This is a genomic window from Burkholderia sp. S-53 (assembly GCF_025560745.1).
GTDB classification, from domain to species: domain Bacteria; phylum Pseudomonadota; class Gammaproteobacteria; order Burkholderiales; family Burkholderiaceae; genus Burkholderia; species Burkholderia pyrrocinia.
Window position 1 is genome coordinate 1,137,495 of record NZ_CP090484.1, and the last position, 21,507, is coordinate 1,159,001.

A 21,507-nucleotide genomic window follows, 5' to 3' on the forward strand; every position below is an offset into this window, starting at 1 on the left:
AACCGCCGGCGCGCGTCATGCGCGCCGGACGGCTCAGAACTTGTAGGAAATCCCGACGAACGTGATCAGCGGGTCGGCCTTCAACCGTGTGCGCGTGGTCGCGAGCGTCGAACCGTCCGCGGCCTTGATCACGAGCGACGAGTAGGTCTTCAGCGGCATGTACGTGAGCGTCGCCGTCAGCCCCCAGTGCTTGTCGATCGCGTAGCTCGCACCGACGTTGTAGACCGGCGTGAACGACGACGACGCCTTGCCCTCCACCGACGTCGGTCCCGGCTTGCCGGCGCCCGCCGCGAGCACGCTGCCGAGGTTCTGGTTGATGTCCTTCGCGAAGTTGCCGTTCAGTTCGATGTTGCTGAACCAGCTGTAGGCCACGCCGATCCCGACGAACGGCCGGAACCGCGCGGTCGACGAATTGAAGTAGTACTGCAGGATGATCGTCGGGCTCCACTGCCGCGCGTTCTTCACGGCCGGCTGGTTCGCCGGATCGTCCATGTTGACGCTGCCGAGCGCGCCGGCCGGGCCGGGCGGCTTGATCGTGCCGTGGCCGGTCAGCGTGAACTCGGGCGGCACGCCGAGCACCGACGTCACCGCGATGTGGTCGGTGAAGAAGTGCGTGAGCGTGAGGCCGACCGTGTCGGCGTTGTTGACCGTCAGGCTCGTGCCCGGCGACGTGAACGACCCGGGCAGGCGCAGCGGCCCGTTGATCGGCATGCTCGCGAGATTCGTCGTCAGACCGTTGGTCGAATCCTGCGGCATGATGTGCAACCACCCGAGCGTCGCGACGTTGTCGCCCGCCTGCTGGGCCGATGCGAGCGTCGACATGCCTGCGACGACACCCGCGACAATCAGCTTCTTCATCAAGTCTCCCCTTCATTCTGTCCGGGCGCCGCGCATCCGCGCGCGACGCCGCCGTGTCTCCATCCGGGTGTGGTCACTGCACGAACGCGCCGACCGTGAAGTACGGATTGCTCGTATCGGCCATGTCGAGGAACCCGAACACGCCGCCGGTGAACACGAACTTGCCGGTCGCCGGGCCGGACGCCGCATCCGCATGCACGGTCGTGACGACGCCCGGCACCTTCTGCGTGTAGTCGAGGTTCAGCGCGCGCGTGAGCGCGGCCTGCGATGCGTTGAACGGATCGAGCAGCGTGGCCTGCGCACCGACGAGCGCGGTCGCGCGGTAGTTGAACGCGCTGTCGACACCCGTGTACTCGCCGTTCTGCGAGCCCGGCGCGATCGCCGTCTGCGGGCTCAGGATCGAAATGCCCGATTCGTCGTCCGCGCTCGGCGGGCCCTGCGTGAGGTCCGCGTTCGCGGCGCCGGTGCGAATGAAGATCGGCACGAGCTGGTTGCGCAGCTTGCCGACGATCAGGATCCCCTTGCCGGCCTTCGCCGGATCGAGCGCGGCGAGCGTCGGCGGAATCTGCGGCTGGTAGTTGAGCGACTGGAATGCCGGTGAATCCGGACGCAGCGTGAACGGCTGGTTCACGGTCGCGCTCGACGCGAGCGGCTGCCCGCCGTTCTTCTTGCCGAAGTTGTCGGTCTCGACATAGCTGCCGTCCGCGTTGATCGTCACCTTCTGATCGAGCGCCACCGGCTGGAAGTTCTGCGACGGCACCTGGTGATAGCCGAGCTGGTTGTAGGTTCCGGCGATCTTCGTGAGATCGGTTTCCAGCGACGAGAAGCTGATGAACGGGTAGTACGGGAACGTCGTCTTCGGAATCCTGCCGACGCCGATCACGCCGTCGAACTGGATCGTCGCGCCCGGAATCGCACCGCCCAGCACACCTTCGCCGAGGAACAGCCGTGCGGGACGGCTCGGGTCGAGGCTCGCGTTCTGCATCCGGAACGTGCACTGGTTCAGCTTCACGGTCGGCAGGCCCGTTTCGTCGGCCAGCGTACCGTCGACGACGTTGGCCGGCGCCGTGTCGCGCGTCGGCTGCACGGTGCCTGCGGACGTCGGCACCGGCGATGCGAGGTAGGTCATCCGGTACGTCATCTTCGTCGTGTCGAGCTGCACTTTCACGAGCTCGCCCGACCCGGAGCCGCCGACGAACACCGTGTTGTAGTCGATCGTCTGCGGGCACAGCCGCACCACCGGCGCGGGCGGCGGGTCGCCGTCGCCGCCGCACGCAGCCAGCACGGGCGCGAGCGACGCCGCGGCCATCCATTGTTTCAAATTCATAGGAATCCTCTTGAAATTCGTTTCGCCGGCGGCGGCGCATGCGCCGCCGGTGCGACTGGTTCAGTGCGCGGTTACTGGACGAACGCGCCGACCGTGAAGAACGGGTTGACCTGGCTGTTGTTGACGACCATCGCGTAGACGTTGCCGGCCGTCACGATCCAGCCCGTGTCGCCCTTCTTGAAGATCGCGACGTTGCCGCTTGCGCCTTTCGCGTTGAAGTCCTGCGTGGCGGTGACCTTGATCTTGCCGGGCGTGGCCTGCGTATAATCGAGCGCGAACTGCGAGGTCACCGACGACGTCTGCGGATCGATGAACGCCGCGGTATTGCCCTGGAACAGCGTGGACGTATAGTTCGCGGCGATCGTCGATACCGCGGTGCCGTCGTTGCAGCTGCCCGCCTGCGCCAGGAAGAAGGTGCCGTTGAAACTGCCGGGCAGATCCGGGTGCGGCACGTTGTTGTTGAAGCTCGGGCCCGAATTCGCGACCGCGAACGTCGCCGTGCTGGGCGCCACGACACCGCATGCGGACGCGCTCGTGGCTCCGATGAAGCCGCCCTTCAGCGAGTTTGTCGCGATGGCGGTGGTCGACGAGAGCATCGAGATCCCCACTTCGGCATCGGCGACCGACGCCAGCGCATTGCTCGCATCGACATGCGTGTAACCGACTCGAATCACGACCGGCACCCGCACACCGTTCAGCTTGCCGACGATCATGATCCCCTTCGCCTGGCTCGGCGTCGAGATCACGAGGCCCGGCGCCTGACCCGCCACCGGATACGAAACCGCACCGAACTGGTTCGCCACCGCGTTGCTCACGAACACGTTGTCGGCCGATCCGTCGGCGTTCTTGCGCAATGCCCACGGCGACCCGGTGGTCTGGCACGAGTAGTCGCTATTCTGGGTGATCGTGCACGAACCGTCCGCATTGAGCGTCTGGTTCCAGTTGACCACGTCCGGCTCCCAGCCGACCGCGCCGGTACTGCTCTGGGCGCTGCCGCCGACGGGCGACAGGTGGATGCCCACTTCGTTGTAGTTGCCCGCGACCTTCGTGAAATCGGTTTCGGTTTCGGTAAAGCCGATGAACGGATAAAAATCGAACGTGCGCGACGGCACGACGCCGAGCACGAAGCCCGGGAACGGTTCGATCCCGGCGAACGCGATCGTCGCCCCCGGAATCCCGCCGCCGACCACGCCGTTGCCGACGAACAGCATCGGCGGATCCGCACGATTGATCGTCACCGAATACGCAGCGTCGCTCGTCGCGCCGCTATCGAGCACGAACGCGCAGCGGTTCTGCTCGGCGGTCGGGAGATTGGTCGGATGATGGAACGCGCCGCTGATCGTCAGGCCCGCGCGTGTGTTGTTGACTTGCCCTGCCGACGTCGGCACCGACGATTCGATGAACTGCATCTGGTAGGTGAGCTTCGTCGTGTCGAATTTCACCTTCACGTATTCGCCGCTGCCGGCGCCGCCCGTGTAGGTCGTCGTGTAGTCGAGCGCATCGGGACACAGCTTCGTCACGACGGGCGGCTGCGTGATCGGACCGCTCGGCCCGCATGCGCTGCCCGAGCACTGCGGCACGTTGATCGGCCCCGGATCGTCGCCGCCGCCGCAACCGGCGACGAACGGCAGCGCCAGTACCGCGCACGACAGGATCGCCTTCCGCCATTCAGGAATGCAAATCATCAACCCCTCCTTTTCGGGTACGACAGGTCTCGTCCGGACGGGCTGCATGGCCCGCCGGTTGGTATCGCGCCGCCGCACGAATGCGCGGCGCATGATGGTGTTCGCAAAACGACCGCCCGGCAGTTCATGCAAATGCGACGAAAGCCGCGGCGGCAGACAAGCGCGCTCCCGCGGCGCCGTCATGCGGCACGGCGCCGTCGGATCGATCGAAACGGAAAGTGGTTCGCCGCTACACGGCGATGCGACAACGCAGGCGGGCGACCTGCGTCGCGCCTGCATTCAGCGAAAAACCGGGAAAAAGCAGCCCGACTGGCCCCGCGGATACGCGTCGCATGAATTGGTCTCCGTACGTACGCTTGATTCGTTATCGTGATGCGTCGTTCGTCGAGACTATGATCGGACCATTCAAACAAGTAAATGGATGCAGAGTTCCAAACGAACGGAACCGCGCGATCCTCGTGTTTTCACGGTGTTTGACAGTTTTTCAAACGGCCTTCAATTTCTTTGCTCAGACAAATAGATGGCCCGCGCAACGGCCTGGCGCGGCGGGCCGCTTCCCGCGCCGGGCGGGCGAGCCGGCCCGCAGGCGGCCTCGCCGACGCGGCCGCGCAACCTTACACGTCGATGATCGCGAGCGTGCCATGGCTGCCGGGCAGCACCGCATGGCACGTGCCGGCAAGCGCGAGATACATCTGCCCGGCCTCGACCACGACCGTTTCCGCGCCGACTTCGAGCATCAGCTTGCCGTCGAGCACCAGCAGCCCCTCGTTGTAGTCGTGCACTTCCGCTTCGTAAGGCTGCGCATCCATGCGCAACACCTTGATCCTGGCCGGCCCGACTTCGCCGACGATCGTGGACTTCCATGCCACGGCCTGTGCGGCCGCAACGGATTTGAAATCGATCAAGGACATGTGCGCTGCTCCGTGAATCGTGAACCGTGAAAGGAACGCATTATCGCGAGCGCCGCGCATGCCGTCCCGGTACGGCGCAAAGACGTTCGGGCAGCACAGTCGGCGGGCCGGCCGCGGCGCCGGCACGCGAAAACGCGATCGCTGCCCGATTCGCCGAAAACCACGCCGATTGTTCGCCCCACCCAAATAAAACACCGCTTTGTCGATCGAGGTCCGGGCATTCCGGGCAAATCCGGCACCGGCAACGCCCGCCCTTTCCACCAGAATGCATTTCCATCTGCCGGTTGCTAATATGGCGGTCCCGCGATCCCGCACCACCACGCCGTTCGACATGACGCCCGTTCGCCATGCCGTCCCCGATCCCGGCCGCTTCGCAGCGGCGGCGACGCCGGGCACGCGCGGCACACACCGTCGCGCCGGCCGGCCGTGCCATCCGTGAGCATGCAACCGATCCTTTCCGTCTCCGACCTCTCCAAGACTTACGCGTCCGGCTTCCAGGCGCTGAAGCACGTGACCCTCGACATCCGCCCCGGCGAGATCTTCGCGCTGCTCGGGCCGAACGGCGCCGGCAAGACGACGCTGATCGGCTCGATCTGCGGCATCGTCACGCCGACCTCGGGCCGCGTGACGGTCGGCGGCCACGACATCCGCGATCAATACCGCGCGGCCCGCGAAATGATCGGCCTCGTGCCGCAGGAGCTGACCACCGACGCGTTCGAAACCGTCTGGGCGACCGTGTCGTTCAGCCGCGGCCTGTTCGGCAAGGCGCCCGATCCCGCGCATATCGAGAAGACGCTGAAGGCGCTGTCGCTGTGGGACAAGCGCGACAACAAGCTGATGACGCTGTCGGGCGGGATGAAGCGCCGCGTGATGATCGCGAAGGCGCTGTCGCACGAGCCGCGCATCCTGTTCCTCGACGAGCCGACGGCCGGCGTCGACGTCGAGCTGCGCCGCGACATGTGGAAGCTCGTCGATTCGCTGCGCGAAAGCGGCGTGACGATCCTGCTGACCACGCACTACATCGAGGAAGCCGAAGAGATGGCCGACCGGATCGGCATCATCCTCGGCGGCGAGCTCGTGCTCGTCGAGGAAAAGCGCGAGCTGATGCGCAAGCTCGGCAAGAAGCAGCTCACCGTGCATCTCGAGCAGCCGCTCGCGGACCTGCCGCCCGCGCTGTCGTCGTTCGGGCTCGAACGCGCGGACGATGGAGCCGCGCTCGTCTACACGTACGACTCGCAGCGCGACGACGCGAGCATCGCGACGCTGATCAACGCGCTCGGCTCGGCCGGCATCGGCTTCCGCGACCTGCACACGACGCAGAGTTCGCTCGAGGATATTTTCGTCAGCCTGATCGACAACCGCCGCAACGGCGTACAAGGAGCCTGACGCACATGAACCTGCAAGGAATCCGCGCGATCTACCGCGCAGAAATGGCCCGCACGCGCCGCACGCTGATGCAGAGCATCATCGCGCCGGTGATCTCGACGTCGCTGTATTTCGTCGTGTTCGGCTCCGCGATCGGCTCGCGCATCAGCGACGTGAACGGCATCGGCTACGGGTCGTTCATCGTGCCGGGCCTCGTGATGCTGTCGCTGCTGTCGCAAAGCATCTCGAACGCGTCGTTCGGCATCTACTTCCCGCGCTTCACGGGTACGATCTACGAGATCCTGTCCGCGCCCGTGTCGTACTGGGAGATCGTGATCGCCTACGTGGGCGCGGCCGCGTCGAAGTCGATCCTGCTCGGCGTCATCATCCTCGCGACGGCCGGCCTGTTCGTGCCGCTGCATATCCTGCATCCGTTCTGGATGGTGCTGTTCCTCGTGCTGACGGCGGTCACGTTCAGCCTGTTCGGCTTCGTGATCGGCATCTGGGCCGACAGCTTCGAGAAGCTGCAGCTCGTGCCGCTGCTGATCATCACGCCGCTCACGTTCCTCGGCGGCAGCTTCTACTCGGTCGACATGCTGCCGCCCGCGTGGCGCATCATCACGCTGTTCAACCCGATCGTGTATCTTGTCAGCGGCTTCCGCTGGTCGTTCTACGGGCTCGCCGACGTGCACGTGTGGATCAGCCTCGCCGCAACCGGGCTGTTCCTCGTGATCCTGCTCGCGATCGTCGCGTGGATGTTCCGCACCGGATACAAGCTGAAGAACTGACGCATCGCGCGCCGCCCGCCGATGACGCATTTGAGCAAGCAGGCGGCGCTTTTCCTCCGATACGGCACTTTGTGGTCGCGTCTACTGAATACCGAAGCATCGGGGCCCTGGAGCATGCGCTGCGAGGCCCCTTTTCATTTCAGAGGACGCCATGCCCGCCGCCACCGCTCCCGCCTCCGCCGCCGCCCGGCTCGAACGCTTGCCGTTCTCCGGTTATCACAAGCGGATCTTCTTCATCATCGCGATCGCGTTCTTCTTCGATTCGGTCGACCTCGGCACGATGACGTTCGTGCTCGGCTCGATCCGCAAGGAGTTCGGGCTGTCGACCGCGGCCGCCGGCCTCGTTGCGAGCGCAAGCTTCTTCGGGATGGTGCTCGGCGCGGCCGTCGCCGGCCTGCTCGCCGACCGCTTCGGCCGCCGGCCCGTGTTCCAGTGGAGCATGGTGCTGTGGGGCGCCGCGTCGTACCTGTGCTCGACCGCGCAGAGCGTTGACGCGCTGATCGTCTACCGCGTGCTGCTCGGGATCGGGATGGGCATGGAATTCCCGGTCGCGCAGACGCTGCTGTCCGAATTCGTGCCGACCGAGAAACGCGGCCGCCTGATCGCGCTGATGGACGGCTTCTGGCCGCTCGGCTTCATCACGGCCGGCATCGTCGCGTACTTCGTGCTGCCGCAGTTCGGCTGGCGCACGGTGTTCGCGCTGCTCGCGATTCCCGCGGTGTTCGTGCTCGTCGTGCGCCGCATCGTGCCCGAATCGCCGCGCTGGCTCGAGCATGCGGGCCGGCTCGCGGAAGCCGACACGGTGATGCACACGATCGAGGCGAAGGTGATGCGCTCGGCCGGCGTCACGACGCTGCCGCCGCCGTCGCGGCTCGCCGAACCGGTCGCCGCGCGCGGCCGCGGCGCGCTGCGCGAGATCTGGAGCGGCGTGTACCGCCGTCGCACGGTGATGGTGTGGCTGCTGTGGTTCTTCGCGCTGCTCGGCTTCTATGGCCTCACGTCGTGGCTCGGCGCGCTGCTGCAGCAGGCCGGCTTCGAAGTCACGAAATCGGTGTTCTACACGGTGCTGATCTCGCTCGGCGGCGTGCCGGGCTTCCTGTGCGCCGCGTGGCTCGTCGAGCGCTGGGGGCGCAAGCCGACCTGCATCGCGTCGCTGATCGGCGGCGGCGCGATGGCGTACGCGTACGGCCAGAGCGCGCTGTACGGCGGCAGCATGGCGCTGCTGATCGGCACCGGCCTCGCGATGCAGTTCTTCCTGTTCGGGATGTGGGCCGCGCTGTACACGTACACGCCCGAGCTGTACGGCACCGGCGCGCGCGCGACGGGCTCGGGCTTCGCATCGGCGATCGGGCGCGTCGGCTCGTTGATCGGGCCTTACGTGGTCGGCGTCGTGCTGCCCGTGTTCGGCCAGGGCGGCGTGTTCACGCTCGGCGCGCTGTCGTTCATCGCGGCCGCGATCGCCGTGTGGACGCTCGGGATCGAGACGAAGGGCCTCGCGCTGGAGCAACTGGCGGCGGGCGACGACGCCGGTGGCAGCAGCCGGTATCCGGCGGCGGCAGCGGACAAGGTGTCCTGATCCGCGGATCGAATCGCGGTTTTCTTTCAGGCTCAGGCCGGGATGGTGTTCAACGCCGTTCCCGGCCGCCGCGTAAACCAACGGGCTTCACGTCCGGATCGACGCTGCCAGACTGCATCGACGCACCGCTTCGTGCGGCTGCTGATGCGTCGCGGCAATCGCACGACGGTGCTGTCGTCGGACATCCTGATGCGCTTCGGCGACGAAGCAACGGACGCCCCGCTGCCGGCGATCCTCGATTCGATCGCGCGCTCGGACTACCTGCCGGCGCTCGCGCATCTGGCGAGCGCGCTGCGCCGCATCCAGGCGCTCGATCTCGACATCATCCTGCCGATGCACGAACCGGCCATCACGCACGACATCCCGCGCGTGCTGGCCGGTGCGATCGCGCATTGCGAAGCCGCCGCCGCGTAAGGCACGCAGGCGGCAACGCAAGCGGTGGTATGACGGATGCCTATCAGGCGCCGGTGACGACGAACTCTTCGGCCGCCTTGCGCTGGACCGCAGCCATCACCGCCAGCTCGCGCTTGCTGCGCGCGTCGGAGGACACGACGCCCGTCGCGTGCTTCGCCTTCGCGCCCAGCGGGAAAAACACGAACGACGCGCCGTCCGGGGCAGTCGGTTCGGCACGCAAGCGTTTGTTCAGGATTTTCAGGTATTTCTTCTTCGAAACTTCTTTAGCAGCCATGGCACCCTCCGCGTAAACGTGGTGAGGATCAGCATACCAGTTTTGGCGGGGAGGTCGGCCAGCTCGGCCACCGCCCGCGCAACGGCGCTTTTTTTTCGTGCCGATGTCGATTTGGGCGCGCGTCGTCCGTCGTACCATCGCAAGCACTGGTCGATATTCGGTATTCCCGCACGGCCGACACCCACTCCACCTTTCCCGATCCAGGAGAAACAACAATGCGCGTCATGGTCATCGTCAAGGCAACCGCCGATTCCGAAGCCGGCAAGATGCCCGGCACCGAACTGCTGGCCGCGATGGGCCAGTACAACGAGGAACTCGTGAAGGCCGGCGTGATGCTCGCCGGCGAAGGGCTGCATCCGAGTTCGCGCGGCAAACGCGTGCACTTCGCCGGCAAGGACCGGACGGTAATCGACGGCCCGTTCGCCGAAACCAAGGAACTCATCGCCGGATATTGGCTGTGGGAAGTGAAATCGATGGACGAAGCCATCGAATGGGTGAAGCGCTGCCCGAACCCGATGCCGGGCGAATCGGACATCGAGATCCGCCAGGTGTTTTCGCCCGAGGATTTCGGCGCGGAATTCACGCCCGAGCTGCAGGAGCAGGAAGCGCAACTGCGCGCGGAAATCGACGCCCGGCAGAAATCCTGAGCGGCGGGCGGGCGCGGAACCCGCGCGGCGCTCGGACATGGAGCGACGATCCGCTGCCATTCATGAAGCCGATTCCCGGCGCGATGTGGCGGCGTCACATCGGGCGGCATGAATTCGGCCGTCAGCCGCTGGCGACCGTAATCTTGCGGAACCCGTTGCTCGCGGCGCTCGCCGGCTAGTGCAGCGCCGGGCGGGTCGCACCGCCCGGTTGACGCGGCCCTGTCTAGTAACGTATCGTTTTGATACGTTACTAGACAGGGCCCGTTCGCCATGCATTCCCGTTTCGACCGTTTCCGTACGACCGCGCTCGGCACCCAGCTCGAAGCGCTGATCGCACAGCCCGAGCGTTATCCGGAATTCGCGGCGCTGTCGCGCGTCGGCGTCGCCGCGATCGGCGCGATCCAGCACGAGATCGCGCGCAACTTCCCCGAAATCGAAGCCGACACGACGGCCCGCCAGTTCTGCGGCGCGATGGTCGCGGAAGTCATGCGCCGCCACGGCCACGACGTCGTGCAGGCGCGCGGGCGGCTCGGCGGCACGCTGTTCAGCTATGGCGCGGTGTTCAGCGCGTATCCGCAACGGCTGCCGTTCGACGACGTCGTCGCCGCGCTGGCCCGCATGCCCGACCGGCTCGCCGCGTATGCCGCGCATGTGCCGGCCGCGCTGCGCACGCGTCGCCCGGCCGGCACCGGCTTCTCGCTCGTCGAGCATGCATGCCACCTGCGCGACCTCGACGCGGTGTTCGCCGAACGCATCGACGCCGTACGCACGGTCGAACTGCCGGTGATCGCATCCGTCGACGGCACCGCGCTCGCCGCGCAGCGCGACTATCTCGCGCAGCCGCTCGACCGTACCGTCGCAGCATTCCGCGCCGGCCGCGCCGCGCTGTGTGCGACCGCCGCCGCGCTGGAACCCGCGCAGCTCACGCGCTGCGGATTGCGCGACGGCATCCGCCGCATGTCGCTCGACGAACACGTGCGCGAACTGCTCGATCACGACCGCACGCACGTGCTCGAACTCGACGAACTGCTCGCCGAACTCGAGTTGCCGCCCGTTCCTTCCGCGCCCGCCCAATGACCCAGCCCGCCCCCGTCGTCTTCATTCACGGTTTCATCGGCACGTTCGACGTACGCGGATGGAGCGGCCCGCATCTTTCGCCCGACCTGCTCGGCTACGGCGCACATCGCGCGACGCCGTTCGACGCGATCACGCTCGCCGCGCAGGTCGAGCATGTCCGGCAAACCGTCGACGCGCATTTCGGCGCGCAGCCGGTCGATGTCGTCGGCCACTCGGTCGGCGGCGCGATCGCGATGCTGTTCGCGCATGCACACCCCGAGCGCGTGCGGCGCGTCGTCAACGTCGAAGGCAACTTCACGCTCGACGATGCGTTCTGGTCGGCGTCCGTCGGCCGCATGACGCCCGGCGAAGCCGACGCGATGCTCGACGGCCTGCGCGCCGATCCGCTCGCCTGGCTGCGTGGCGCGATCGACGATCCGTCGCCGCGGATGCTCGACGACGCCCGCCGCTGGCTCGCGCATCAGCCGGCGTCGACGCTGCGCGCGATGGGCCGCTCGGTGGTCGCGACGACCGGCGCACCGGGCTACCTGCAAGCGCTCGCGCAGGTGTTCGAGCGTCATCCGGTCTGGCTCGTCGCGGGCGAACGTTCGCGCGCGGGCTGGCATGTGCCGGACTGGGCGCTCGCGCGCTGCGCCGGATTCGACACGATCGAACGCTGCGGGCACCTGATGCCGGCCGAGCGGCCCGACGCGTTTCGCGCAGCAGTCGAACGCATCGTGTGCGCGCCGCCCGCCTGACAGCCGGTAGGATTCGCCGAAATTTGGTTGAAAGGTGCGGTTGCTAGAGTCGTCCGAACAGGGTTTTCCCGGCGTCCGGCGCCGGACGGAGTCGACACATGCGAGGACCGATGTACGTGGCACGCGCCTGCTGGCTGCTTCTGCTGCTCGCCGTCACGAGCCCTGCCTTCGCGTTTCATGCGCGGGTCGTCGCGATCCCCAGCGCCGCGATGAGCGAGACGCTCAGGGCGACCGTCGTGCTGCCCGACGACTACGCACGCGCGAACCGCAACGGCGAACGCTATCCGGTCGTCTATCTGCTGCACGGCTCGGGCGGCGACCATACCGACTGGACGTCGAACACGCACATCGCCGCACTCGCCGATCGCTACCGCGTGATCCTCGTGATGCCCGACGGCGGACACGAAAGCTGGTACATCGACAGCCCGTTCGATTCGGGCAGCCGCTACGAAACCTTCATCGGCGACGAAGTCGTGTCCTATGTCGATTCGCACTTCCGCACGATCGCGACGCAGCGCGCCCGCGCGATCACCGGGCTCAGCATGGGCGGCTTCGGCGCGCTGCGCATCGCGCTCGACCGGCCCGACACGTTCGGCGCGGTCGGCAGCATCAGCGGCGCGGTCGATCCGCGCTGCTGCGAGGACGAGCCGGGCATCGACCACGTGTTCGGCGACCCCGGCCGCCATCCGTCGTTCTGGAACCGCAACGTGATCGTCGAAAGCGCGCGCGCGTTCGTGCGCGCGCATCTCGACGTGACGATCGACTGCGGCCGCGACGATGCGTTCGTCGGCTCGAACCGCACGCTGCACGAACGGCTCGTCGCGCTCGGCGTGCCGCACGACTACGCGGAGCGGCCGGGCGGCCATACGTGGGATTACTGGTCGAATGCGATCCGCTACCAGATGCAGTTCTTCGCGGCGTCGTTCCAGCATCGCGGCTACGCGTTCCGTCCCGCGAACCCTGCGCCGGGCATGACGCGCGCAGGCTGACGCGCGCGCCGCGCCGCCGCGCGGCCCGGTGAACGCGGTGGTACGATGCGCTGGCACCGACCACCCGACTTCCTCCATGCCGCGCGACAACTTTGCGGACCTGCTCGCCTTCATCGCCGTCGCGCGCGAGCGCAACTTCACGCGTGCAGCCGCCCAGCTCGGCGTGTCGCAATCCGCGCTCAGCCATACGATCCGCTCGCTCGAAACGCGCCTCGGCGTGCGCCTGCTCACGCGCACGACGCGCAGCGTCGCACCGACCGAAGCCGGCGAGCGGCTGCTGCGCAATCTCGCGCCGCGCTTCGACGAAATCGAGGCCGAGCTGTCGGCGCTCGCGGAACTGCGCGACAAGCCGGCCGGCACCGTGCGCATCAACGCGACCGACTATGCGATCCGCACGCTGCTGTGGCCGAAGCTCGCGCCGGTGCTGCGCGACTATCGCGACCTGAAGGTCGAGTTCGTGACCGACTACGGGCTGTCCGATATCGTCGCGGAACGCTTCGACATCGGTGTCCGGCTCGGCGACCAGGTCGCGAAGGACATGATCGCCGTGCGCATCTCGCCCGATCTGAAGATGGCGATCGTCGGCGCGCCCGCGTATTTTGCGGACCGCGAACGCCCCGCGTCGCCGCAGGATCTCGTCGCGCACGACTGCATCAACCTGCGCCTGCCGACTCATGGCGCGCTGTACGCATGGGAGCTTGCGCGCGGCGGCGACACGCTGCAGGTGCGCGTCGACGGGCAGGTCACGTTCAACGGCACGTACGAAATGCTCGACGCGGCGCTCGCCGGCTACGGGCTTGCGTACGTGCCCGCCGAACTCGCGGCGCCGCATGTCGCCGCCGGCCGCCTCGACAGCGTGCTCGACGACTGGTGCCCGACGTTTCCCGGCCATCACCTGTACTACGCGAGCCGGCGGCAGTCGTCGCGCGCGCTCACGGTGATCGTCGATGCGCTGCGCTATCGCGCATGAGCTGCGCGGGCGTCGGCACCGGGCCGCGATTCATGAATCCGCTCGATAAGTGCATGCGCATCGTCGGGGATTATCGATAGGCGCGCCGGTCGCTACCATCGTCGGGGTCCCCAACGCTTCCCGGAGCCCTCGATGTCCGAACCGACTTCCGCCGCGCACAAGGCGTTCGGCGCCATCGCGCCCGCGCTCGCCGACTACACCGACAACGTGCTGTTCGGCGATGTATGGCAGCGCAGCGGCCTGTCGCCGCGCGATCGCAGCCTCGTCACGGTCGCGAGCCTCGTGTCGCTGTATCGCGTGAACGAACTGCCGTTCCATCTGAAGAAGGCGCTCGACAACGGCCTCTCTCGCGACGAACTGATCGAAGCGATCACGCACCTCGCGTTCTACTCGGGCTGGCCGACCGCGAGCTCGGCGCTGCCGATCGCGCAGCGCGTGTTCGACGAAGCCGGCGTATAAGCGCGGCGCCCCTTCATTCAACCGGCGGATTACACCCCCGCATGGAGCCTCAAACATGGATTACCGCTATCTCGGGCGCAGCGCGCTCAAGGTGTCGCCGCTGTGCCTCGGCGCAATGATGTTCGGCGGCGAGACCGACGAAGCGACGTCGGCGCGCATCATCGCCAAGGCGTTCGACCAGGGCGTCAATTTCATCGACACGGCCGACGTCTATCACGCCGGCCGTTCGGAAGAAATCGTCGGTCGCGCGATCGCACCGCGTCGCGACAGCTGGGTCGTCGCGACGAAGTTCGGCTATCCGGCCGGACCGGCCGCGGGGCCGAACCGGCAGGGCCAGTCGCGCAAATGGATCGTCGAATCGGTCGACGCGAGCCTGAAGCGGCTCGGCACCGATTACATCGACATCCTCTATTTCCATCGTGCACTGAGCGACGCGCCGCTCGACGAAGCCATGCGCGCGGTGGCCGACCTGATCCGGCAAGGCAAGGTGCGCTACGTCGGGCTGTCGAACTTCAAGGGCTGGCGCATTGCCGAGATCGTGCGGCTCGCGGACCAGCTCGGCATCGATCGTCCGGTCGCGAGCGAGCCGCTGTACAACCTCGTCGATCGCACGGCCGAAGTCGAACAGCTTCCGGCCGCCGCGCATTACGGAATCGGCGTCGTGCCGTACAGCCCGCTCGCGCGCGGCGTGCTGACCGGCAAATATGCAGTGGATACGCAACCGCCCGCCGATTCGCGCGCGGGCCGCGGCGACCGGCGCATCCAGCAAACGGAATGGCGGCACGAGTCGTTGCATATCGCGCAGCAGGTGGCCGCGCATGCGGCTGCGCGCGGCACGACGTCGGTCGCGTTCGCACTCGCGTGGGTCATGAAGAACCGCATCGTCAGCTCGACGATCGCGGGGCCGCGCACCGAAGCGCACTGGGACAGCTACCTCGATGCGCTGACGCTCGAACTCGGCCCCGATGACGAACGGTTCGTCGATTCGCTCGTGCCGCCGGGGCACGCGTCGACGCACGGCTACACCGATCCCGGTTATCCGGTCGAAGGCCGCAAGGTCTGAAGTCGGGATGGGATGAACGACTGACATGCCGGGCAGCACGCCCGGCATGAAGATGAACGCGCGTCGCCCGACGCGCGAAACAGCGGAAGCGGCGGAATCAGTTGCCGCGTGCCGCGTCGGCGCTCACGACGCGATCGAAGACTTCCTGCGCACGCGCCAGCTCGTCGAGCGCGCGATCGAGGCGCGACATCGCACGTGCGTATTCGGCCGACGAGACGTCGTCGTCGCTTTCGCCGCGCACCGCGCGAAACGCCTGATCGACGTTGCGCGTCGCTTCGACGAAGCGTTGCGCGGCCCGGGCCTCCTGCGAACAGATGTGGGTCGACATCGACACTTCTCCTACAGGGTTGCAGTGTGAAGCATGCCGACGCCCAGTGTGCGTGGTGCGCATGTCGGCGGCGTGAACCACGGCGCATCGGTGGTCGACGCATCGGCCGCCGCGCCGCGCGCTTCGTGCCGATTGTCCCTCCGCACTCGCCGATCCGCTATGGCGAGATTGCAACAAATTCTTGCGCGACCTTCTCCGCGCGTGCCGTCACGCGCGCCCGATGCGCGGGTGTGCAAGGCCGCCGAACGCAGTGGCCTCGCCCGGCGACAGGTCGAACAGATCGCCCGTGCGATCGCGCGGATGCTCGGCCGCCGGCCGGCTGCGCAGCCGCGCCGCATGCGTGGGCGCGACATACGCAGCCGCGGTTTCGAGCGGCGGCACGTCGAACAGATCGCGCGTGACGCCGCGCACGGCATCCGTCGGCGAACGGCCGCGCAAGCGCGCAACCAGCTCGACGAAGCGATCGAAATCACCCGCGCGCGTCGCCTTGTTCACTTCCGCGAGATCGCGCGCCTTCAGCACGCACGGCTGCGCTAGCCGCACGAAATACGGTGCTTCAAGCTCGACCGACAGCGCGAGCGGATAGCTCTTGCCCGTCTGCTCCTTCGCACGCCCGATGCAATCGACCACGGCCGCACCCTGTGCAGCGCCGAGCGGCTTGCCCGTGCTCACGCTGCGCAGGTGATCGGGAAACACACGCAACTGCGTACCGACCGTCAGCGCGGTGGACGACGCGCACACGAGCGCGTAGTGCTGCTCGCGACGCCGGCCCGACGGCAGCGTCGAGCGGCTCGCGATGAACGTGTGCGGCGGAAGCGGCCGCACCTGGCCGCTTGCGTCGACCCACGCGTTCCACAGCAGCGCGTCCTTGCGCTCGCCCGCGCGCGGGCGCGATGCGACCGGCGAAAACAGCGCGAGCAGCGAGCCCGTGCGATGCGCGGCGACTTGCGCGCTGCTGCCGAGCGGCTGGTTGATGCCCCACAGAAAACGCCCGCCCCCGAGCCGGCGCTCCCATTCCTTGCGGAGCACGACGGTCGGCAGTTCCTCGCCGGACTCGGTACCGATCTTGGTCCAGCAGAACGTGGGTGGGAGGTGTTTCAGCGTCATCAACTTTCTCGGGATACAGCCTCGCTGGTGACAGGAAGCCCATTCAACAGCCGTAACTGTATAGGTATAATGCATCGCATGGAAGCCCCGGACCAAGATTTTCCCGTTCAAGACCTGTTGCGCCGCCTGATGGCAGATACACGCTCGTCCAGCGAAATCGCGCGGCTTTCCGGGGTCAGCCAGCCCACCGTGTCGCGACTGCGGCTGTCGAACGGGCATCGGCTGCGCCGCAGCGCGCCATTCAATAAGCTATGCAGTTTCTATGGCGTCGATGCAGGGCCGTCACGCCGCCGCTATAACGAACTGCTGCGCGACGCGATCGTCGATGCGTGGGACGGCTCCGACGAGCACGGGCGCGCGCTGCTGGTCGTGATTCAGGGGTTGAAGGATCTGCAGGCGAAGGCCGACGACGGGTGATGGTCTGGAAGTGACGCGCATCGCGTTACCTGCGCGCTGCCACGACAGGAATCGGGAACGCGGCAAAGAAAGAAAAGAAGGAAGGTTCCGCGCAAGTTGATGCCTTCCGCACGGCAGCGCCAACTCACCGTATGTCGTCGCGGTCGGCGGCACGACGCTCTCGACCACCGGCACCACGATGTGGGCCGGCGAAACCGTATGGAACGAAGGTGTCGCGTATGCGGATCTCGACAGCAACGGCAACCCGGTCGACAACGCCGTGCGGATCCGAGCGACGGGCGGCGGCGTGAGCACGTACGAAACCGCGCCGGAAGACGGCCACCGCGAACACGGGAAACGCACGACGCTGGCCCGACCGTGCGGATTTCCGATCCTGACGTTTACCCGCCCTCAAGTCGGCGGCCACGCTGCCGTCAAGTCAGGTACGCACACCCAGAATCTGTCAAAAACAGGGAATGCGCGCCCTCTAGGAGACCCAGCAACGTGAACCTCTTCGGAATCGGCCGCGGCCGCCGTTCATCGCGCGCGCTCGTCGGCGACATCGCCGAGCAGGCCGGCAAGCTCGGCATCGAGATCTGCGACGTCTCGGGTCATGTCGAGGAAGTCGCCGCCCGCGTCGCGAGGCAGGCAGAGGTCTGCCACACGCTGCGTGAATCAGCCGCCGTCACGCTGCGCGGCAATCACCGGATCGCCGAGGTCGCGCAGCAGGTGCGCGCCGTCAGCGCCAATGCGTCGAATGCGGTCCAGAAGTCGCAACAGACGATCGAGGCATCGCTCGCCGACATCCACGGCCTCGTCGAGGGCGTCACGTCGATCGGCAGCCAGATGGGCGCGTTGCGCGACGCGCTCGATCACGTGCGCGCCGTGTCCGAGGAGATCTCCGTCATCGCCCGCCAGACCCACCTGCTCGCGCTGAACGCCGCGATCGAGGCCGCGCGCGCCGGCGAGTCGGGCCGCAGCTTCGCGGTCGTCGCGGCCGAGGTCAAGAACCTGTCCGCGAAGACCGGGCAGGCGACGGCGCAGATCGAGACGACCCTCGCGCGCCTGGCCGAGCAGACCGAACACCTGATCGCGGAGGGAACCGACAACGCCGCGCGCGCCCTTCGCGTACGCGAAGGCACGCGCACGATCGGCGAGGTCGTGCACACGACGGGGCACGCGATCACCGAACTCGCCGGCGAGGCCGAACAGATCGCATCGCTGACGGACGAAATCGAGACGCAGTGCCACCACCTCGAGGAACAGGTTGGCGAAATGGCATCCGGCGTCGAGGATTCCAGCGACAACTTCTCGCAGGCCAAGGACCGGCTCGGCAACCTGCTCTCCGTCTCCGAGACGCTCATCGAACTCACGGCCGCGACCGGCATCGAGTCGCCCGACACACGCTTTATCGAAACCGCGCGTAACACGGCCGCGGCGATCAGCAAGCTCTTCGACGATGCGGTCGCGCGCGGCGATATCGCGCTCGACGCGCTGTTCGACGCGAACTACGTGCCGATTCCCGGCACCGATCCGCAGCAGTTCATGACGCGCTTCACGGCCTTCACCGATCGCGTGCTGCCGGCCGTCCAGGAGCCGGTGCTCGAAATCGACGAGCGCATCGTCTATTGCGCCAGTTTCGACAGACAGTGCTACCTGCCGACCCACAACCGGAAGTTCTCGCTGCCCCAGCGCGCAGACGCCGCGTGGAACGCGGCGCACTGCCGGAATCGCCGGATCTATACGGACCGGACGGCGCGCACCTCCGTGTCGCATACCAAGCCGTTCCTGCTGCAGACCTATCGGCGCGACATGGGCAACGGCAACTTCGCGCTGATGAAGGACGTTTCGGCGCCCATCGTGGTCGGCGGACGGCAATGGGGTGTGCTGCGGATCGGCTACAGCGCATGAACCGGCGCTAGCGGGTCATCCGCGCGGCGCCCGCAGCGGCGCACGAAACGCCGGCCCGGACAGATCGCACATGTGACCGCACGCTCCGGCATGCTGCCGCTTCGCCGCGTCCGTCTGCCACCCGGTCGAGATCGCCGCGATCGATATCGTCGCGCGCCCCCTACTGCTCCAGCCCCACCGCCAACGGCCGCTGATCGCTGCGGCCATGATCGTCGACCACGCGCACCGCATAGCTGCCGGCGGTACTCGGCTGCCAGAACAGCGCGTCGCCCGGCGCACTGCGGCCGACATACGCATCGTTGACGAACCAGTACAACGCATGTGCGCTCGCGTCGGCCGTCGCGTTGAACGCGATGCGCGTAGCGTCGGCGCTCTTCACGCGCATCGCATACGTACTGCCGCGCAACGGCGACGTGATGCGCGGCGGATCGCCGTCGACCTGCCCCGCATCGCGGCAGTCCGCGTTCTGCGGTGGCCGCCGGCGCGGAATGCCGGCCTGCGCGAACACCTGCTGCAGGTCCGACGGCCAGAACTCGAAGATCTCCGTATGCGTGTGCTTGCCGTCATACGGCGGGCATGCGGCCTTCCCGGTCGCATCGTCGATCACGACGGGCCGGTGCACCGTGCTCACGCGAATCGGCGACGTGCCGGGAATGAACCAGGTCCAGCCCTGCTGCGGGCACCACTCGTTCGGCAACTCGCCGCTCGCGAGGCAAATTCGCACGCGTTTCAAGTGCGGCGGCACCGTGCGCGGCGGCTCGACGAGCGGGCGTTCGGCGTTCAGCGCGTCGACGACCTGGAAGAACAGCGGCGCGGCCGCATCGACGCCGACGAATGCCGTGTTGGTCGAATTGTCGAAGTTGCCGACCCACACGACCAGCACATACGGGCCGAACACGCCGGCCGTCCACGCATCGCGGAACGACCATGACGTGCCGGTCTTCCAGTAGACGGGCACGCTCGACGGCTGCGCGCCGCTCGTCTCGTCGGGCCGCAGGTGCTGGCGCAGCATGTCCATCGTCATGTAGCTCGCCTCCGCGCTCAGCAGGCGCCGGCCGGGCGCGGCCGGTTCGTCCGCGCGCAGCCGCAGCGGCCGGAACTCGCCGCGATTCGCGAGCATCGCGTAGAGCGCCGCGAGGTCCTGCATCGTCACTTCGCCGCCGCCGAGCACGAGCGCGAGCCCGTAGTGCTGCGCGCTCGCGAGCCGGCGCACGCCGGCCTCCTGCAGGAATTGATAAAGATCGGGCGACTTGAGCTGCGACGCGACCCACACGGCCGGCACGTTGCGGCTGCGGTTCAGCGCGTCGGTCGCGGTGATCGGCCCGAGGAAATGGCCGTCGAAATTCTCCGGCGCATACGGGCCGAACGCGGTCGGCACGTCGCGCAGCACGGTCTGCGGATGCAGCACGCCCTGGTCGAAGCCGAGCGCATAGATGAACGGCTTGAGCGTCGAGCCCGGCGAGCGCCGCGCGAGCGTGCCGTTCACCTGCCCGTCGATCGTGCGATCGAAGAAGTTCGCGGAGCCGACGAGCGCCTTCACGCCCATGTCGCGCGTATCGACGAGCAACGCAGCCGCGTTGCGCACGCCGCGTGTGTCGTTGCGTGCGACGTAACGCGCGATCTGCCGTTCGAGCGTGCGCTGCAGATCGAGATCGAGCGTCGTCACCAACCGCGCGCCGGCATCGCTCGTGTCATCGGCATCGCCCGATGTCGTGCGCCATGCGCTGCGCGCGGCGAGCGCCTGGTCGACCGCGTGCGGTGCGTCGAACGGCAGCGCCGACAGCGGCCGCATCGCGAGCGGCAACGCGAACAGCGGCTTGAGCGACGCATCGCGCGGGTGCTTCGTCAGCCAGCGCGCGTACAGCCGGTTGCGCGACGCGGCCAGTGCGCGGTTGATCGCGTCCTGCCCGCCGCGCACACGCCGCGCCGGGTCCTGCGGAATCACCGCGAGTGCGAGCGCCTCGGGCAGCGTCAGCGCGTCGGGCATCCGGTCGAAATAGACGACGCTCGCGGTGCCCGCCCCTTCGACGTTGCGGCCATACGGCGCATCGTTCAGATAGGCTTCGAGGATCTGCCGCTTCGAGTAGAAGAGTTCGAGCTGCACCGCGCGCGCGACCTGCTCGAGCTTGCCGGCCGGCGTGCGCGTGTTCAGCCGCCACAGCGAGCGCGCAAGCTGCATCGTCAGCGTCGAGCCGCCCTGCGGATTGCCGCCGCGCACGTACGTGATCCACGCGCCGCGCGCGAGCCCGTACGGGTTGAAGCCCGGATGCCACCAGAACCAGCGGTCCTCGTGCAGCATCACGGCTTCGACGAGTTGCGGCGACATCCGGTCGAGCGGCACCCACAGCCGGTAGCGGTCGTCCTTCGCGAGCGTCAGGCGCAGCAGCCGGCCGTGCGCGTCGACCACCGCGACCGACGACGGCTTCCAGTCGCGCAACGGCGGATGCGGCCACAGCCGGCACGCGGCCAGCGCGCCGAACACGAGCAGCGCGCCGGCGATCCAGTTCTGCCAGCGATGCAGCCAGCGGCCGGCGCCGTGCAGCACGCGCCGGAGCATCGATTCGTCAGCCACGCGCGGGCGCCCCTCGCTCCCGGCGCGGCTTGCAAGGCCGGTACAGCCGCACC

The 21,507-nt window shown here is 67.5% G+C and carries 22 protein-coding genes and 1 pseudogene; 15 read left to right on the forward strand and 8 right to left on the reverse strand.

Annotation, left to right across the window (positions count from 1 at the left end; genetic code table 11):
• Positions 1-33: 33 nt before the first annotated feature.
• From LXM88_RS27240 to LXM88_RS27250, 3 genes are all read right to left on the reverse strand, one after another.
• Positions 34-858, reverse strand: coding sequence for an OmpW/AlkL family protein (locus tag LXM88_RS27240; RefSeq protein WP_048243265.1), 825 nt, complete (start codon positions 856-858; stop codon positions 34-36).
• A gap of 73 nt (positions 859-931) precedes the next feature.
• A complete protein-coding gene (locus LXM88_RS27245; RefSeq protein WP_262545851.1) occupies positions 932-2,185 on the reverse strand; it encodes a DUF2957 domain-containing protein in 1,254 nt (417 codons plus the stop codon).
• Between the two features lie 71 nt (positions 2,186-2,256).
• Complete coding sequence (locus LXM88_RS27250) at positions 2,257-3,870, reverse strand: DUF2957 domain-containing protein (RefSeq protein ID WP_262545852.1); 1,614 nt, start codon at positions 3,868-3,870, stop codon at positions 2,257-2,259.
• On the opposite strand from LXM88_RS27250, the gene LXM88_RS27255 reads away from it, so the two are divergent.
• A complete protein-coding gene (locus LXM88_RS27255; protein ID WP_262545854.1) occupies positions 3,860-4,243 on the forward strand; it encodes a hypothetical protein in 384 nt (127 codons plus the stop codon). The two genes, LXM88_RS27250 and LXM88_RS27255, sit on opposite strands and share 11 nt — an antisense overlap.
• Before the next feature lie 241 nt (positions 4,244-4,484).
• Here the strand turns inward: LXM88_RS27255 and LXM88_RS27260 are convergent, their stop codons facing one another.
• Entirely contained in the window at positions 4,485-4,781 is a 297-nt protein-coding gene (locus tag LXM88_RS27260; RefSeq protein WP_262545855.1) for a cupin domain-containing protein, read from the reverse strand.
• A 441-nt stretch (positions 4,782-5,222) separates the two neighbouring features.
• Between LXM88_RS27260 and LXM88_RS27265 the strand changes: the two genes are divergently transcribed.
• The 4 genes from LXM88_RS27265 to LXM88_RS27280 all read left to right on the forward strand — a co-directional run bounded on the left by LXM88_RS27265 (position 5,223) and on the right by LXM88_RS27280 (position 8,924).
• On the forward strand, positions 5,223-6,167 hold the full coding sequence (locus LXM88_RS27265; protein ID WP_262545857.1) for an ABC transporter ATP-binding protein: 945 nt from the start codon (positions 5,223-5,225) through the stop codon (positions 6,165-6,167).
• Between the two features lie 5 nt (positions 6,168-6,172).
• Entirely contained in the window at positions 6,173-6,934 is a 762-nt protein-coding gene (locus tag LXM88_RS27270; protein ID WP_047902503.1) for an ABC transporter permease, read from the forward strand.
• Positions 6,935-7,085: 151 nt separating this feature from the next.
• The gene (locus tag LXM88_RS27275) at positions 7,086-8,510 is read left to right on the forward strand and encodes an MFS transporter (protein ID WP_262545858.1); all 1,425 of its coding nucleotides are present in this window, start codon (positions 7,086-7,088) and stop codon (positions 8,508-8,510) included.
• Between the two features lie 132 nt (positions 8,511-8,642).
• Positions 8,643-8,924, forward strand: a complete 282-nt coding sequence (locus LXM88_RS27280; protein WP_262545859.1) for a hypothetical protein — start codon at positions 8,643-8,645, stop codon at positions 8,922-8,924.
• A 43-nt stretch (positions 8,925-8,967) separates the two neighbouring features.
• Here LXM88_RS27280 and LXM88_RS27285 read toward each other — a convergent pair whose 3' ends face one another.
• Positions 8,968-9,198 (reverse strand): hypothetical protein, encoded by a 231-nt coding sequence (locus LXM88_RS27285; protein WP_262545860.1) that lies wholly within the window; start codon positions 9,196-9,198, stop codon positions 8,968-8,970.
• 215 nt (positions 9,199-9,413) lie between these two features.
• Between LXM88_RS27285 and LXM88_RS27290 the strand changes: the two genes are divergently transcribed.
• From LXM88_RS27290 to LXM88_RS27320, 7 genes are all read left to right on the forward strand, one after another.
• Positions 9,414-9,845, forward strand: coding sequence for a YciI family protein (locus tag LXM88_RS27290; RefSeq protein WP_262545862.1), 432 nt, complete (start codon positions 9,414-9,416; stop codon positions 9,843-9,845).
• 270 nt (positions 9,846-10,115) lie between these two features.
• On the forward strand, positions 10,116-10,922 hold the full coding sequence (locus tag LXM88_RS27295) for a DinB family protein (protein ID WP_262545864.1): 807 nt from the start codon (positions 10,116-10,118) through the stop codon (positions 10,920-10,922).
• Positions 10,919-11,659, forward strand: coding sequence for an alpha/beta fold hydrolase (locus LXM88_RS27300; protein ID WP_262545866.1), 741 nt, complete (start codon positions 10,919-10,921; stop codon positions 11,657-11,659). The genes LXM88_RS27295 and LXM88_RS27300 overlap by 4 nt, the downstream gene beginning before the upstream one ends.
• A gap of 110 nt (positions 11,660-11,769) precedes the next feature.
• Positions 11,770-12,648, forward strand: a complete 879-nt coding sequence (locus LXM88_RS27305; protein ID WP_262546937.1) for an alpha/beta hydrolase — start codon at positions 11,770-11,772, stop codon at positions 12,646-12,648.
• A 76-nt stretch (positions 12,649-12,724) separates the two neighbouring features.
• Complete coding sequence (locus LXM88_RS27310; RefSeq protein ID WP_262545868.1) at positions 12,725-13,618, forward strand: LysR family transcriptional regulator; 894 nt, start codon at positions 12,725-12,727, stop codon at positions 13,616-13,618.
• Between the two features lie 132 nt (positions 13,619-13,750).
• Complete coding sequence (locus LXM88_RS27315) at positions 13,751-14,077, forward strand: carboxymuconolactone decarboxylase family protein (protein WP_262545869.1); 327 nt, start codon at positions 13,751-13,753, stop codon at positions 14,075-14,077.
• Between the two features lie 55 nt (positions 14,078-14,132).
• The gene (locus LXM88_RS27320) at positions 14,133-15,140 is read left to right on the forward strand and encodes an aldo/keto reductase (protein ID WP_262545870.1); all 1,008 of its coding nucleotides are present in this window, start codon (positions 14,133-14,135) and stop codon (positions 15,138-15,140) included.
• Between the two features lie 97 nt (positions 15,141-15,237).
• On the opposite strand, the gene LXM88_RS27325 is transcribed toward LXM88_RS27320, so the two are convergent.
• Both LXM88_RS27325 and LXM88_RS27330 read right to left on the reverse strand, forming a co-directional pair.
• Positions 15,238-15,468 (reverse strand): hypothetical protein, encoded by a 231-nt coding sequence (locus LXM88_RS27325; RefSeq protein ID WP_262545872.1) that lies wholly within the window; start codon positions 15,466-15,468, stop codon positions 15,238-15,240.
• Between the two features lie 207 nt (positions 15,469-15,675).
• Complete coding sequence (locus LXM88_RS27330) at positions 15,676-16,575, reverse strand: hypothetical protein (RefSeq protein ID WP_262545873.1); 900 nt, start codon at positions 16,573-16,575, stop codon at positions 15,676-15,678.
• Between the two features lie 78 nt (positions 16,576-16,653).
• Here LXM88_RS27330 and LXM88_RS27335 point away from each other — a divergent pair, with 78 nt between their 5' ends.
• From LXM88_RS27335 to LXM88_RS27345, 3 genes and pseudogenes are all read left to right on the forward strand, one after another.
• Complete coding sequence (locus LXM88_RS27335) at positions 16,654-16,992, forward strand: helix-turn-helix domain-containing protein (protein ID WP_262545875.1); 339 nt, start codon at positions 16,654-16,656, stop codon at positions 16,990-16,992.
• Positions 16,993-17,110: 118 nt separating this feature from the next.
• Positions 17,111-17,303: pseudogene (locus tag LXM88_RS27340) on the forward strand (S53 family peptidase); the annotation flags it as partial.
• 172 nt (positions 17,304-17,475) lie between these two features.
• Positions 17,476-18,882 (forward strand): methyl-accepting chemotaxis protein, encoded by a 1,407-nt coding sequence (locus tag LXM88_RS27345; protein WP_262546938.1) that lies wholly within the window; start codon positions 17,476-17,478, stop codon positions 18,880-18,882.
• Between the two features lie 160 nt (positions 18,883-19,042).
• Here the strand turns inward: LXM88_RS27345 and pbpC are convergent, their stop codons facing one another.
• Positions 19,043-21,454 (reverse strand): penicillin-binding protein 1C, encoded by a 2,412-nt coding sequence (gene pbpC / locus LXM88_RS27350; protein ID WP_262545877.1) that lies wholly within the window; start codon positions 21,452-21,454, stop codon positions 19,043-19,045.
• Positions 21,455-21,507: the final 53 nt, after the last annotated feature.

Bases quoted from the DNA above. Each gene is read 5' to 3' on its own strand.
- LXM88_RS27240 (WP_048243265.1), bottom strand. From the start codon at position 858: ATGAAGAAGCTGATTGTCGCGGGTGTCGTCGCAGGCATGTCGACGCTC.
- LXM88_RS27245 (WP_262545851.1), bottom strand. From the start codon at position 2,185: ATGAATTTGAAACAATGGATGGCCGCGGCGTCGCTCGCGCCCGTGCTG.
- LXM88_RS27255 (WP_262545854.1), top strand. From the start codon at position 3,860: ATGCAAATCATCAACCCCTCCTTTTCGGGTACGACAGGTCTCGTCCGG.
- LXM88_RS27250 (WP_262545852.1), bottom strand. From the start codon at position 3,870: ATGATTTGCATTCCTGAATGGCGGAAGGCGATCCTGTCGTGCGCGGTA.
- LXM88_RS27260 (WP_262545855.1), bottom strand. From the start codon at position 4,781: ATGTCCTTGATCGATTTCAAATCCGTTGCGGCCGCACAGGCCGTGGCA.
- LXM88_RS27265 (WP_262545857.1), top strand. From the start codon at position 5,223: ATGCAACCGATCCTTTCCGTCTCCGACCTCTCCAAGACTTACGCGTCC.
- LXM88_RS27270 (WP_047902503.1), top strand. From the start codon at position 6,173: ATGAACCTGCAAGGAATCCGCGCGATCTACCGCGCAGAAATGGCCCGC.
- LXM88_RS27275 (WP_262545858.1), top strand. From the start codon at position 7,086: ATGCCCGCCGCCACCGCTCCCGCCTCCGCCGCCGCCCGGCTCGAACGC.
- LXM88_RS27285 (WP_262545860.1), bottom strand. From the start codon at position 9,198: ATGGCTGCTAAAGAAGTTTCGAAGAAGAAATACCTGAAAATCCTGAAC.
- LXM88_RS27290 (WP_262545862.1), top strand. From the start codon at position 9,414: ATGCGCGTCATGGTCATCGTCAAGGCAACCGCCGATTCCGAAGCCGGC.
- LXM88_RS27295 (WP_262545864.1), top strand. From the start codon at position 10,116: ATGCATTCCCGTTTCGACCGTTTCCGTACGACCGCGCTCGGCACCCAG.
- LXM88_RS27300 (WP_262545866.1), top strand. From the start codon at position 10,919: ATGACCCAGCCCGCCCCCGTCGTCTTCATTCACGGTTTCATCGGCACG.
- LXM88_RS27305 (WP_262546937.1), top strand. From the start codon at position 11,770: ATGTACGTGGCACGCGCCTGCTGGCTGCTTCTGCTGCTCGCCGTCACG.
- LXM88_RS27310 (WP_262545868.1), top strand. From the start codon at position 12,725: ATGCCGCGCGACAACTTTGCGGACCTGCTCGCCTTCATCGCCGTCGCG.
- LXM88_RS27315 (WP_262545869.1), top strand. From the start codon at position 13,751: ATGTCCGAACCGACTTCCGCCGCGCACAAGGCGTTCGGCGCCATCGCG.
- LXM88_RS27320 (WP_262545870.1), top strand. From the start codon at position 14,133: ATGGATTACCGCTATCTCGGGCGCAGCGCGCTCAAGGTGTCGCCGCTG.
- LXM88_RS27325 (WP_262545872.1), bottom strand. From the start codon at position 15,468: ATGTCGACCCACATCTGTTCGCAGGAGGCCCGGGCCGCGCAACGCTTC.
- LXM88_RS27330 (WP_262545873.1), bottom strand. From the start codon at position 16,575: ATGACGCTGAAACACCTCCCACCCACGTTCTGCTGGACCAAGATCGGT.
- LXM88_RS27335 (WP_262545875.1), top strand. From the start codon at position 16,654: ATGGAAGCCCCGGACCAAGATTTTCCCGTTCAAGACCTGTTGCGCCGC.